Annotated in this window: 10 protein-coding genes; 5 read left to right on the top strand and 5 right to left on the bottom strand. The window is 72.9% G+C overall.

Annotation, left to right across the window (positions count from 1 at the left end):
• Positions 1-11: 11 nt before the first annotated feature.
• From ACZ6Y1_RS04875 to ACZ6Y1_RS04865, 3 genes are all read left to right on the top strand, one after another.
• Positions 12-407 (top strand): hypothetical protein, encoded by a 396-nt coding sequence (locus tag ACZ6Y1_RS04875; protein ID WP_469622922.1) that lies wholly within the window; start codon positions 12-14, stop codon positions 405-407.
• Between the two features lie 76 nt (positions 408-483).
• Complete coding sequence (locus tag ACZ6Y1_RS04870) at positions 484-891, top strand: ACT domain-containing protein (RefSeq protein WP_469622919.1); 408 nt, start codon at positions 484-486, stop codon at positions 889-891.
• A gap of 92 nt (positions 892-983) precedes the next feature.
• Complete coding sequence (locus tag ACZ6Y1_RS04865) at positions 984-3,839, top strand: ATP-binding protein (RefSeq protein WP_469622916.1); 2,856 nt, start codon at positions 984-986, stop codon at positions 3,837-3,839.
• A gap of 16 nt (positions 3,840-3,855) precedes the next feature.
• Here the strand turns inward: ACZ6Y1_RS04865 and ACZ6Y1_RS04860 are convergent, their stop codons facing one another.
• Positions 3,856-5,511, bottom strand: a complete 1,656-nt coding sequence (locus tag ACZ6Y1_RS04860; protein ID WP_469622911.1) for a hypothetical protein — start codon at positions 5,509-5,511, stop codon at positions 3,856-3,858.
• 173 nt (positions 5,512-5,684) lie between these two features.
• Here ACZ6Y1_RS04860 and ACZ6Y1_RS04855 point away from each other — a divergent pair, with 173 nt between their 5' ends.
• Entirely contained in the window at positions 5,685-6,185 is a 501-nt protein-coding gene (locus ACZ6Y1_RS04855; protein WP_469622908.1) for a hypothetical protein, read from the top strand.
• Between the two features lie 20 nt (positions 6,186-6,205).
• Here ACZ6Y1_RS04855 and kstD read toward each other — a convergent pair whose 3' ends face one another.
• The 3 genes from kstD to ACZ6Y1_RS04840 form a co-directional block, all read right to left on the bottom strand.
• Entirely contained in the window at positions 6,206-7,990 is a 1,785-nt protein-coding gene (gene kstD / locus ACZ6Y1_RS04850; protein WP_469622906.1) for a 3-oxosteroid 1-dehydrogenase, read from the bottom strand.
• 88 nt (positions 7,991-8,078) lie between these two features.
• Positions 8,079-8,633 carry a hypothetical protein gene (locus tag ACZ6Y1_RS04845; protein ID WP_469622903.1) on the bottom strand — a complete coding sequence of 185 codons (555 nt, stop codon included), beginning with the start codon at positions 8,631-8,633 and terminating at the stop codon, positions 8,079-8,081.
• A gap of 440 nt (positions 8,634-9,073) precedes the next feature.
• Entirely contained in the window at positions 9,074-10,198 is a 1,125-nt protein-coding gene (locus ACZ6Y1_RS04840; protein WP_469622900.1) for an aminoglycoside phosphotransferase family protein, read from the bottom strand.
• Between the two features lie 231 nt (positions 10,199-10,429).
• Between ACZ6Y1_RS04840 and ACZ6Y1_RS04835 the strand changes: the two genes are divergently transcribed.
• On the top strand, positions 10,430-11,929 hold the full coding sequence (locus ACZ6Y1_RS04835; protein WP_469622898.1) for a DNA-binding protein NsdB: 1,500 nt from the start codon (positions 10,430-10,432) through the stop codon (positions 11,927-11,929).
• 95 nt (positions 11,930-12,024) lie between these two features.
• Here ACZ6Y1_RS04835 and ACZ6Y1_RS04830 read toward each other — a convergent pair whose 3' ends face one another.
• Positions 12,025-13,458, bottom strand: a complete 1,434-nt coding sequence (locus ACZ6Y1_RS04830) for a PP2C family protein-serine/threonine phosphatase (RefSeq protein WP_469622895.1) — start codon at positions 13,456-13,458, stop codon at positions 12,025-12,027.
• Positions 13,459-13,482 lie beyond the last annotated feature (24 nt).

The raw sequence follows: 13,482 nt of genomic DNA, 5'->3' as shown, positions 1-13,482 counted from the left end.
ACCTGCCCCGCGTGGACCGCTTGTCGGCCGCCGCGAGTGCGGCCGTCCACTGGGCGGAGAGCGGGACCTTCGGCCATGAGCACGGGTTCAGCGCACTCCGGGAGCAGCTCGCGCTCTACCGGAAGTTCCTGAGCCGGCCGGGCTCGCGCCTCAGGCCGCTCGCCGTGGAGTGCAGCTGTCCCGAGTGCGAGTTCGATGACATCGGGTACGTCCGTGACGCGCTGCTGCACAGCTACCGGACCCTCCCGCCACAGGCGCGGGCGGAGCTCGGCCGCATGCTCGCCGCGCTCGACGACGAGTTCCGCCGCCGCACGCTGCCCGATCCCGAACCACTGCCCCACCACTGGGCCGACTGGAGCGGGCGCCCCCGCGCGTGGTGGCACCGCAGGCTCCGGGCCGAGCGCTGACCAGGCCGTCCCTTCCGGATCCTGCCCGGCCCGCGCCGCCCGGCACGATCCGGAAGGGACGATCTAGGCTGGCGGCATGAGCGGCGAGAGCGATCTGCGGAAACTGCTGAGCGGCATGAGGCCCGAGCTGAACGACGGCGTGTACGTGTTCTGCACCGTGCCCGGCACCACCGTCCCGGCCGGGACGGAGCCGGTGGCCACGATCCGGGAGCGGGAGGGGCTCACTCTCGTCCTGCGACAGGAGGAGGCCGACGCGGCCGGGCTCGCCTACGACTACACCGCGGGCTGGATCACCCTGCGCGTCCACTCCGCCCTCGACGCCGTCGGCCTCACCGCGGCCTTCGCCGCCGAACTCGGCGCACACGGTCTGAGCTGCAACGTCATCGCCGGCTACCACCACGACCACCTCTTCGTCGCCGCCGACCGCGCCGCCGAGGCGGTCGCCGTCCTGGAGGCCCTCGCGAAGCGCTCCGCGGACAGCTGAAAAGAAGATCGGAAACTTTCCGTCAGCATGCTCCCTCCCGCTGTGCGCGGGCGTACGCTGATGCCCCCGAACAGGCCTGGGGGGTACCAGCCATGACGGAACGCCGGTCCCGCATACGGCGCACACTGGTCGAACGCGAGACCGAACTCGCCATCGTCGACGAGGCCCTCGACCTGCTCGCCGGACCCGCCCCGGACGGCGGCGGCGCACTCCTCGCCTTCTCCGGACCCGCCGGCCTCGGCAAGACCACCCTCCTCGCCGAACTCCGCCGCCGCGCCCACGCCCGCTCCTGCACCGTCCTCGCGGCACGCGGCGGCGAACAGGAGCAGAGCCAGCCCTTCCACGTGGCCCGCCAGCTCATCCAGCCCCAGCTCGCCGGCACCTCCGAGCAGGAGCTGCGCGCCGCCCTCGGCAGCTGGTACTCCATCGTCGGCCCCGCGCTCGGCCTCTGCGCCCCCGAACAGGGGTCCCCGCCCGACCCCCAGGGTCTGCGCGACGGACTCGACTGGGTGCTCACCGACCTCGTCGTCAAGCGCGCCCCCGTCACCCTCGTCCTCGACGACGCCCACTGGGCCGACCCCGAATCCCTCGAATGGCTCGCCGCGTACGCGCCCCGCGCCGAACACCTCCCGCTGCTCCTCGTCGTCGCCTACCGTCCCGACGAACTGCCCACGCACGCCGACGCCTTCCGCACGCTGCCCGGCCGCGCGGGACAGCGCCCGCTCACCCTCTCCCCGCTCACCGCGCCCGCCGTGGCGACCCTGGTCCGCGAGGCCGTCGGCGAGCACGCCGACGACGCCTTCTGCCAGGAGGCCTGGGCCGTCACCACCGGCAACCCCTTCGAGGCCGTCGAACTCACCGCCAGGATCCAGGACAAGGGGCTCGCCCCCGTCGAGTCCAGCGCGCCCCTGCTGCGCGACCTCGCCGCCGCCCAGCGCGGCAGCGGCCTCGTCGAACGCCTCGAACGCCTCGGCCCCTCCACCGTCCGCTTCGCCTGGGCCTGCGCCGTCCTCGGCACCGCCATCCCGCAGGACCTCGCCGCGCGGGTCGCCGCCCTCGGCGCCGAGGAGGCCGTGGACGCCACCGCACGGCTGCGGGACGCCCGCATCCTGTCCGCCGCCACCGAGGCGGCCGTCTCCGAGAAGCGTGACGCAGGGCTGGAATTCGTCCACCCGCTCATCGCCACCGCCATATACCGCGCCATCCCCGACGCGCTGCGCGTCGCCCTGCACGGCAAGGCCGCAGCGGCCGTCATCGACGCCGGACTCGGCGCCTCCGCGGCGGCCCGCCACCTCCTGGAGACCCACCCCGAGAACGACCCCTGGGTGGTACGCACGCTGCGCGAGGCCGCCGCCGAGAACCTGCGGGCCGGAGCCCCCGAAGCGGCCCGCCGCCAGCTCGCCCGCGCCCTGCTCGAGCCACCCGACTTCGACGAACGCGCCGCCGTGCTCTACGAACTCGGCTGCGCCTCCCTGCTCACCGAACCGGTCAACACCGTCAACCACCTGCGGGCCGCGCTCGCCGAGCCCGTGGACGACCCGGCCCTGCGCCAGGGCATCGTCATCAGGCTCGCGCAGGTCCTCGCCCACAGCGACCGCCTCGCCGAGGCGTCGGAATCCCTCGCGCGGGAGATCGCGCTCACCCACGACGCACGCGCCCGGCTGCGCCTGCAGTCCGAGCAGTTCATGTGGGACGCCTTCAACGCCGCCGAGGCCGACTCCCCGGCCCGGTCCCGGCGCCTGGCCCGGCTCGCCGACCGGCTGACCGGCCGCGACCTCACCGAGCGGTACGTCATCGGGCTGCGCGCCTGGGACGCCTGCCTGCGCGGCGAACCGGTGGACGTGGTCCTGCACCACGCCGGACGGGTCCTGGAACAGGGCTTCAGCTGGGCGTACGAGGACCGCGGCTTCGAGGTCCCCGTCCTCGTGGCCATGGCCCACATGTACGCCGACCGCCCCGGCCGGGCGGAGGAACTGTTCGAGGCGGGCACCGCCGAGTTCGAGCGGCAGGGCTGGCGCGGGGCGCACCTCTCCTTCGGGTACAGCCTGCGCGCCTACATCCGCTTCCGGCGCGGACGGCTCGCGGAGGCCGAGGAGCTGGCCCGGGCCGGACTGCAGCTCGCCGAGCGCGTGGGCCGCGGCACGCCCGTGCACTGGTACACCATCGCCATCCTGATCACGACGCTGCTCGCCCGGGGACGGACCGGCGAGGCCTGGGGCCTGGCGAGGGAGCACGAGTTCGGTCGGCCCTTCCCGGCGGCGGTGGTCTTCCCGGATTCCCAGACCGTCTACGCCGAACTGCTGCTGGCCCGGGGCGAGGCGAAGGCGGCCGCGGCCGAACTGGAGGAGGTCGACCGGCGGCTGACGCCGCGCGGCATCCAGAACCCGTCGTGGTGCCCGTGGCAGCTGCACCTGGCCCGGGCCGTGGCGGCGCAGGACCCGGAGCGGGCCCGCGCCCTGGCCGGCGACGCCCTGCGGCGGGCCCGCGTCTTCGGTGCCCCGTCGGCCATCGGCCAGGCCCTGCGGGTCGCGGCGGAGGTCGCGGCGCCCGGGGAACGGGCGGAGCTGCTGCGCGAGGCGGTGGCCCTGCTCGCGACCTCCCCGGCCGGGTACGAGCTGGCCCGCGCCCTGGCCGCGCTCGGCACGGAGCTGCGGGACGAGGAGCTGCTGACGCGGGCCGTGGTGACCGCGCGGGAGTGCGGCGCGGACGGCCTGGCGGCCGAGGTGGCCGGCACCCTCGCCGGTCCGGGCGGCGGGGCGCGGCTCGTCCCGGCCGGCGAGGACCGCCTCACGGCGGGCGAGCTCCGCGCGGCGGAACGCGCGGTGCGCAGTGCCGAAGGCGGCCCGAGCCCGAGCCCGGGCGCGGACTGGGAGCTTTCCACGGCCTGCCGCAAGCTCGGCACCGACCTCACGGGCCTCCCGGCAGCCCTGGCGGCCTACACGGGGTAGGCCGCGCGCGGGTGCGTCAGTTCGTGTCGTACACGCCGAACAGGTCGACGACCAGGTCCGTGGGTTGCCGGCCGCCGTTCCAGAAGTCGACGATGGCGTTCTTGCCGGTGCTCGCCTGGACCAGGTTCGAGACGGTGGCCCCCTTGGTCCAGTTCAGGTTGGAGGAGTTCGGCTTGGCCGGCCGGACGGCCGTGCTGTGGCCGTACTGGTCCACCGTGAGGTGCCCGCTGCCCCGGGTGTTGGTGACCGTCGTGTTCAGCACGGCCGCTCCGAGCGTGATGTCGGACTGGTACAGGTACTGGTACCGGTAGTCCCGGCCGGCGAGCGGCCAGTCGTACAGCCGGGAGTCGTGCAGGCGCTGCGGGGCGACCGGCATGTAGGCGCCCTTGCCGTCGGCGCTGTAGTAGCCGGTCACGTCCACGATCACGTCGGTGGCGCTCCAGGAACCGTTGCGGACGTCGATCCGGCCGTCCGGGCCGACCGGCACGATCACCGAGTTCGCCACCGTCTGGCCCGGGACGAAGTTCACGTTCGACGCGACCGGCGCCTGCTGCCCGCTCGGGTAGACGGTCAGGTGCCCGGAGCTCTTCGGCTCGGTGACCGTGAGGTTCAGTGCCACGGCCGTGATGCCCTCGGGCGGCAGCCCGCCCTTGCCCGCGATCTGGACGCCGATGGCCGCCTGCCCGTCGACCTGGCCCTTCGCCGCGCCCAGCCCCTCGCGGGTGTCGACGAGACGGACCGGGTCCAGTGGGGTGAACCCGTTGTCGGGAGAACGGTTGAAGTAGCCCGTCACGTCCGCGATCAGGTCCACCCAGCCCGCACTGCGGTTGGCGAGGGTGACGTACCCGTCCGCTCCGACCGGTACGACCGCCAGGTTCGGGACGGTCTGGCCTGCGACGAAGTTGAGGTTCGAGGTGTCCGGCTGCTCCTTGCCCGACGCGTAGGCGACGACGTGTCCGTCGGCGGTGGGGTTGGTGGCGGTGAGGTTGAGGGCCACGGCGGTCGCCCCGGCCGGTATGCCGCCGTTGGCGGAGATCTTCACCCAGGTGGTCGTGTACGGGGCGAGGGGATAGGCGACCGGCATGCCGGTCCCGTCCCGGGTGTCCAGCAGCCGGGTGGGCGTGAGCGGGGTGAAGGCGGAGCCGGCGAGGAAGACCTCCACCGCGTTGGTGGCGGACACCTTGTTCGTCTCATCGGTCGCGGTCACCGTGATCTTGTGGCCGCCGACCTCGGCGTAGGTGTGCTTGAAGTGCGCGAAGTCGTTGGTGGCGGCGGAGGCGGTGTCGGTCCGGCCGTCGCCCCAGTCGACGTCGATCCGGAGCGTGCCGACGAGATCGGTCGTGCCCAGGGTCGCGATGCCCATGGTGCGGGCCCCGGTCCCGTACGCGCCGATGCCCACCTTGAGGTCCGGGTCCTGCCGCACACCCGAGGCCCGGTTGCCCTCGAAGCCGGGCAGGGTCTTGACCACGGAGCGTTCCGCAGGGCTGCTGAAGGTGGCGGCCTTCGCCGCCTCCGCCGTAGCCGCCGCGACTTTCGCGGCGGTCTCCTGACCGCTCGGGCCCGGTACGGAGCCCGGCTCCACGGCCGGAGCCCGGTCCGCGGACGTTCCCGCGGCCCGGGCCGTCCCGGGCGCGAGACCGATGGCCGCCGCGACGACGGCGGCAGAGATCATGACTCGGTGGCGGTACACCGAACCCCCCGATGTATTGAACATGTTCATAAAGGTCATGATCAGGTTACAGGCCGCCCGTACCGCAGGACGCGCGAGGCTCACCCCCGGTTGCGGGCCGCCCGGGACGAGGGGCCGCGGGCGGGAAATCTCGCGGGGACACGTACCATGGCGGCATGTCCTTCCTCCGCCGCCACCGCGCCGCCACACCCGCCGGCCCGGACTTCGACGTCCTGGCCATGGACCCGGGGGACTGGCCGGGCAATCTCGGGGCCGGGCTGCTGCCCGCGCCCGACGGCAGCTGCCAGGGTGTCTTCCTCCGCTACGACCTGTTCGGCGGACGCGGCCCCGCAATGATCATCGGCAACCTCCCCGAGGGTTCCCCCGCCAGGGACCTCGCCGAGGGCGAGATCCCCTTCGAGGTGGCCCAGCTCCTCGACGCACTCGAGAACGACGAGGACGTCGAGGTCACCGGCGTCGAGGACTGCCCCGTCATGCAGGGCGACAACCTCCTCATCGTCCGGAAGATCAAGCTGTCGGAGTCCCGTATCTCCTGCGTGCAGTTCGACCGCAGCGACAACGTGCTGGTCACCATCGCCAGCTGGGACCGCCCGATCACCGATGACCTCTACGCGCTCCTGAAGCCGCTCCCCGCCGAGCTCTTCCAGCAGGGCTAGCAGGCAGGGCCAGCAGCCCGTCACGCGTCCGCGATGTCGTTCGCCGCCACGTAGCCGAACGTCATCGCGGGACCGATCGTCGACCCGGCCCCGGCGTAGCTGTGGCCCATCACCGCCGCGCTCGCGTTGCCCGCCGCGTACAGGCCCCGGATCACCGAGCCGTCCGCCCGCAGGGCCCGCGCGCGGGCGTCCGTGACGATACCGCCCTTCGTGCCGAGGTCCCCCGGCACGATCTTGAAGGCGTAGAACGGCGGGGCCCATATCGGGGCCAGACACGAGTTCGGCGTCACCCCCGGGTCCGTGTAGTAGTGGTCGTACGCCGTGTCGCCCCGGTGGAAGTCGGAGTCCGTGCCGCTCCACGCCTGCGCGTTGAACCGGTTGAGGGTCGCCCGCAGCGCCGCCGCCGGCACGCCGATCTGACCGGCCAGCGCGTCCCAGCTCCACGCCTTCTTCGCCGCGCCCGCCTCGTACCAGGAGTCCGGGAAGACGATCGTCGGCAGGATGTCCTTGAACAGGTACTTGCTGCGGTAGTTCTGATCCACGATCAGCCACGCCGGGATGTGCGAGCCGGCCGCACCCCGGTCCTTCTCGTACATCACGTGCACCACATCGCTGTACGGGGCCGCCTCGTTGACGAACCGCGCCCCGTTCGCGTTCACGATCAGGCCGCCCGGCAGGGTCCGCTCGGCGAGGCAGAAGTACGGCTCCCCTGGCAGCGGGATCGACGGCCCCCACCAGGCGTCCTCCATCAGGGCCAGCGCCGCCCCGGCCCGCTGTCCCGCGCGGATCCCGTCGCCGGTGTTCTCCTTCGCGCCCACCGACCACTGGGTGCCGATCGGCTGCTGCTGGTACTGGGCCCGCATCTCCGCGTTGTGCTCGAAACCGCCCGAGCCGATGACCACCCCCCGCCGGGCCCGTACGATGCCCCGCACGCCCGCCTTCTCGACGACCACCCCGGTCACCGCGCCACCCTCCTGGACCAGGTCGACCAGCGGGCTGTTCAACCACACCGGCACTCCCGCCCGCATGAGCCCGGCCCGCAGGCCGGCCGCAAGGGCCTGGCCCATCGTCAGCGGCTTCTCCCCGCACAGCGCCGCCCTCGTGCCGCGCGCCAGGCACTCCGTCGACACGGCGAGCCCCTTCGCGTTCACCGCGGCGAGGTTCAGCCACTTGTAGTCCTGGCTGAACACCACCATCCCGGCCGGGACGGGCATGTACGCCGGGTTCAGACGGGCCAGTTCGGCGCCCAGGATGTTGCCGTCGATGTAGTCCGGCTCGATGGAGCGGCCGTTCGGGAGGCCGCCCGGCAGATTGGGGTAGTAGTCGCTGTACCCCTCCATGAAGCGGAACTTCAGCGGGCTGTTGGCCATGACGAAGTCCAGCATCCGCGGCCCGTTGGAGAGAAAGGCCGCCTGCCGGTCCGCAGGCACCTCGCCGCCCACGACCGCCGCCAGATACGCCGCCGCCTTCTGCGGGGTGTCCGGCACCCCCGCACCAAGGATGACCGAGTTGTTCGGCAGCCATATGCCGGCTCCGGAGCGGGCGGCCGATCCACCGAAGGTGGGGGCCTTCTCGACGACCAGCACGCTCAGCCCCCGCTTGGCGGCGGTCAGCGCGGCGGTCATCCCGGCGGCTCCGGAACCGACCACCACGACGTCGTACTCGCCGAGCGGGGGACCGTCCGCCGCCCGCGCGGCGGCGGTGGGCAGCACGGTGGCGGCGAGGACCCCGGCTCCCGCGCCGGCGATGACCGTACGTCTCGAGGGGAGGGATGCGGACGGCGTGCGTGAAGCGCTCGCGGACATGGGCAGGCTCCAGCGGAGTGGGGAGGCGAGGGTGGCTCCAGCATGTCTGATGCTGAGTCAGAAAAGGTGTTCGGGGGATCATGTGATGTCAAGCCATGTGGCGCCGCCTCCTCCAGTACGCCACTGTCGCTACGCCCAGCAGCGGCCCCCACAGCATCAGAGGGGCGTAGCAGACGTAGAACCACACGGCACCCCAGCCGCCCCCCTCGCTGGGGAAGTCAGCGGGTATCGGATCGCCCTGGATGGTGGTCCCGGCCACCTGGGTCACCGCCGCGAGCACCGTCCACAGGGCGGTCAGCGCCAGGGCGCCGAGCGCGGCGGGGACGACCGCGGCGGCCACCGGTATCCGTCGGCCGCCCAGGAACGGGATCCAGCGCGGGACCACCTCGCCCCACGCGGCTACCAGTCCCATCGCGGTGAAGGCCAGCAACTCGGAGAATGCCGAGAGGACCACGACGTACACGTCGAGCGGAAGCCACCCCGGCAGCGTCCCGCTGTCTGCCGAGGAATGGTCGACGAAGAGCAGCCCGAGGCGCCAGACGCACGACGGCAGGACGGTGAAGGGAATCGCGGCCGCGGCGATCCGCGCATACCGCGGGACCCCCGGGACCGGAGCGTGCGCCGCCTTCCACACGGCACGCACCCCCCGACGGGGCGGGCCGTGCCGGGGCGGGCCCGGGCGGTGCAGGCCTGGTCCGTGCGCACCTGGGCGGTGCGGCCCCTGCGGGTGCAGGTCCTGCCCGTGCGGGGCCTGCACGGGCAGATCCGGCCCGGGAGGTGATCCCCGGTCCGGGGCGGCGTCCGCTGCGGAAACGGAGCCGGGGCGCCCGCCGGAGAGCGCGTCGTCGGTATACGTGGTCATCGGGACCTCCGGAGCGGCTGCGGGCACCTCTTGCCCGGTCTCCTTCGAAGATCGCAGCCACCCCGGTCCGCGCGGATCCCCCACGAGAGGGGTCCGCTCCCCCCGTCCGGGGGAGACGGGTCAGACCCGGGGAGGACCCGGCCGCCGCGCCCCCCCACAAGCGAAGTCCCGTGGCGGTGGGAGCCACGGGACTTCACGCCTTGAGGGGGTGAGCGGAGGACCTAACGGGTGCCGACCGCCGCCCGGACCGCTCTGCGGGCCATGCCCGCGTCGTCGTGCAGGCGGCGCAGCAGCAGCCGCTGCTCCTCCCCCGAGGACAGGGAACCCGCCGGGAGCGGCTGCGTCGGCGCGGTGGCCAGCATCGAGCGCTGCACCGCCGTCTCGCACATCCGGATCTCCCTGGTCAGCACCAGCATCAGATTGACCAGGAAGGCGTCCCGTGCGGCCGGACCGGCGGCCTGGGCGAGCCGGCTGATCTGCGCCCGGGCGGCCGGCGCGTCCCCCAGCACCGTCCACAGCGTCGCCAGGTCGTAACCGGGCAGGTACCAGCCCGCGTGCTCCCAGTCGAGCAGGACCGGCCCGGCCGGGGACAGCAGCAGGTTCGACAGGAGCGCGTCACCGTGGTTGAACTGCAGTGCCGTGCCCGACAGTTTCACGCCGTGCAGCAGCTTCTGCAGGTCACCGAGGTCCCGGTCGGTCAGTAGCCCCAGCTCGTAGTCACGGGCGATCCGGCGCCCGTAGTTCACCGGCGTCCCGAACAACTCGGACGGCGGCCGCCACTGGTTGACCCGGGACACGGCCCCCAGCGCGGCCCGCAGGTCCACCCGCGGCGGCGCCTCGACCGGGTGGCGCTGGAGCGCCGCGACCCGGCCGGCCATCCGCTCCACCACCAGCGTGCAGTTCTCCGGATCTGCCGCGATCAACCGCGGCACACGGACCGGAGGGCGGTGCCGGACGAACGTCCGGTACGCCGCTATTTCGTGCCGGTAGCGCTCGCGCCACTCCGGCGAGTGGTCCAGTAAAACCTTCGCGACGGCGGTCATCCGTCCGGTCGTGCCCACCAGGAGGACCGAGCGGCCGCTGCGCCGCAGCACCTGCACAGGCGCGAACTCCGGACAGATCCGCTGCACCGAGGCGAGCGCGGTGCGCAGTTGCGCCCCCTGCGGCCCCGAGAGGTCGATTCTTCCGCTGAGCGGCTGCGACCCGGCTCCCGGCATCCGCCGCGCCCGAGGGGCGCCCTGCACCGCCGACGAGGGCCGGCCGGGTTCGAGGTAGGGGCCGCCGCCCGCCGGGAGCGTGCGGTAGGGCCGGACAGGTGCGGACACGGAGGACGTTGCTGCGTACATGGCTTTACGGATCCCTTCGTGCGCCGACTGGGTTCGTACGCCACCCCGCCGGATCCCGTACTTCACCCTGGGGAGTTCCGCCGGTGAACCGGGTCGGGGAGGCGCATTCCTACCTGACACCCGGCGGCAGGTGGCGAACCATCGGGCGTGCCCTGGCGAAGCCTGGCGAATATGCCATGGGGGCCTGGCGGGGGGTTACTGTCAACTCAGCCGAGAACCTGGGGGCTTGACGTGAGCAAGGGTCCAAACACCCGCTTGAACGACCTGTTCGGCCTGGCCGGCTGGTCGAAGGGCGAACTGGCGAGGATGGTCAATCGGCAGGCGGCGGCCATGGGCCACCCCCAGCTGGCCACCGACACCTCGCGGGTGCGGCGATGGATCGACATGGGGGAGACCCCGCGCGAACCGGTGCCCACGGTACTGGCAGCACTGTTCACCGAGCGGCTCGGTCGTGTCGTGACCAACGAGGACCTCGGGTTCGTACGGCAGCGGCGCACCACACGACGGCAACCGGACGGGGATCGGCAGAACCCCGACGGAATGCCCTGGGCGCCCGAACGCACAGCCGCGGTCCTCACCGAATTCACGGGAATGGACCTCATGCTCAACCGTCGCGGTCTGATGGGCGCGGGTGCCGCGCTCACTGCCGGCTCCGCCCTCAGCAACGCCATGTACGACTGGCTCCACACCGACCCGTCCGTCTCCAAGGAGGCACAGCACTTCGGGGACGCCTTCCAGGCCGACCCGGCGGGCTTCGACCGCTACGAGGCCGCCCCCATCGGCTCGCAGGAGATCGAGGCACTGGAACGCTCGGTCGAGGTGTTCCGTGCCTGGGACGCCTCCAGAGGCGGAGGGCTTCAGCGCAAGGCCGTCGTCGGCCAGCTGAACGAGGTCGGCGGAATGCTGGCCTACCACCATCCCGACCACCTCCAGCGCAGGCTGTGGGGGGTGGCGGCCAACCTGGCGGTGCTCGCGGGCTGGATGTCCCACGACGTGGGCCTCGAACCCACGGCGCAGAAGTACTTCGTCATCGCCGCGCACGCGGCCCGCGAGGGCGGCGACCGCCCGCGCGCGGGCGAGGCGCTCTCCCGGGCCGCCCGCCAGATGGTCCACCTCGGCAGGCCGAACGAGGCCCTGGACCTGATGAAACTCGCCAAGTCCGGCTCCGGGGAACGCACCCTGCCGCGCACGCGTGCCATGCTGCACACCATCGAGGCGTGGGCCCAGGCCGCCATGGGCAAGGGCCAGGCCATGCGCCGCACCCTGGGCGAGGCGGAGGAGCTGTTCGTGTCCGACAAGGGCGACGTGCCGCCGCCGAGCTGGATGCAGCACTTCGACGAGGCGGACCTGCACGGAATGCAGGCCCTCGCCTACCGGACCCTCGCCGACCACGACGCCTCGGCGGCGCCGATCGCGGCCCGCCACGCCAAGGAGGCCCTGCGGCTGCGCGGGGACGGCTACCAGCGCTCGCAGATCTTCGACTACATCTCGATGGCCTCGGCCTGCTTCATCGCCGACGATCCCGAACAGGCCGACCGCTACGCCCGGCTGGCGCTGGTGTCGATGAACGAGACCTCTTCGCACCGGACATGGGACCGGCTGCGCGAGATGTACCGGCTCACCGGCCAGTACTCCGGGTACTCGCGCATCGAGGACCTCCGTGAGGAGATCGAACTGGCCCTGCCCGACAGCCCCGCGCCGATGCGCGGGCCGCGTGTGACGGGGGCGTAGGGCGGGCGTGGCCGGGCACCGGCCCGTACGTGCGGCACCACGGGGACGAGAAAGGCCGCGCCTGACGGCGCGGCCCTGAACGGGTACCGACCGCGCTATCCGCCGACGCGGGCGACCAGCACGCACGCGTCGTCCTCGCGCTCGCTCTCGCCGAACTCCTCGATGACCATACGCACGCATTCCTGCGCCGACCGCGCCTCAGAGAACCGGGGCGCGAGGGCCAGCAGCCGCTCGGTACCGTCCGCCCGGCTGAACTCGATGCTGCGCGGCGTCAGTCCGTCCGTGTGCAGGACGAGCACGTCGCCCGCTTCGAGCCGCTCCTCGGCCTGCCCGTACACCGCTCCCGAAGTCGCGCCGAGCAGCACGCCCTCCGGCGGCGGCAGGGACCGGCCCGATCCGCGGCGGATCAGAAGGGGAGCCGGGTGGCCGGCCTGCGCCCAGGAGAGGACCTGGCGTTCGGCGTCGTACCGGCAGCACACGGCCGAGCCGAGGGCGGGCTGGACGGAGGTCTCCAGGAGCTGGTTGAGCCAGCCCATCAGGGGGCCCGGCTCGATTCCGGCCATGGCCATGCCCCGCAGGGCGCCGAGCATCATCGCCATCCCGGAGGTGGCGGTCACCCCGTGCCCGGTCAGGTCGCCGACGGTCAGCATGGAGCTGCCGTCGGAGAGTTCGAGCGCGTCGTACCAGTCGCCGCCGATCAGCGCGCTGGTCGCGGAGGGAAGGTAGTGCGCGGCCACGTCGAGCGTGCCCGCGTTGCCGTGCGGGAACCGCAGGGAGCCGCGCCACGGGGGGAGCACGGCTTCCTGCAGCTCGACCGCCAGCCGGTGCTCGGTCTGCGCGATCTCCCGCTGGCGCTGCAGCGAGTCCCGTGACTCGCGCACCGCCCGCTGGCTCCGGCGCAGTTCACTCACGTCCCGCAGTACGGCCCACATGGAGGCCGTGCAGCCGTCGGAGTCGAGTACCGGCTCGCCCCTCATGTGCAACGTCCGGACGCGGCCGTCGGCCCGGACGATGCGGAACTCGCCGTCGATCGGCTTGCCGTCGACGAGGCAGGCCGTCACCCACGCGGTGAGCAGCGGCTGGTCTTCGGAGAACAGGGTGGAGCCCAGTTCGTCGAGGGGCAGCGGGCCCGCCTCGGGGGAACGGCCGAAGATCTGGAAGAGTTCGTCGGACCAACTGACCTCGTCGGTCAGCAGGTTCCACTCGGCGCTGCCGACCCGGGTCTGGGCCTCGGGGCCGGTCTCGGGGCCGGCCTCGGGGGCCGCCTGCGGGAGCAGGGCGGCCTCGGGCGCCGGCGGCAGTCCTTCCTTGAGCTGGCCGAGGTGCTCGCCGAGGTCGTCGAGGTGGTGCACGGCCAGGTCGCACAGGGCCCGCTGCCAGCGGCCCTGGGCGTCGCCGTCGTCGACGACCGTGTCGCGGCGCACCGCGTCCACTTCCCCCCGCAGCCGCCGGGTCTGTGAGATCAGTGCGTCCACCGACCCCGGCTCGGGCGGCTGCGCGGGACGGTCCGCGAACAGGTGGGACGGCATGAGAACTCCGATACAGGCGCGGCA

The sequence above is a fragment of the Streptomyces sp. NPDC053432 genome, assembly GCF_055585365.1.
This window is presented reverse-complemented; position numbering and strand designations above follow the sequence as displayed.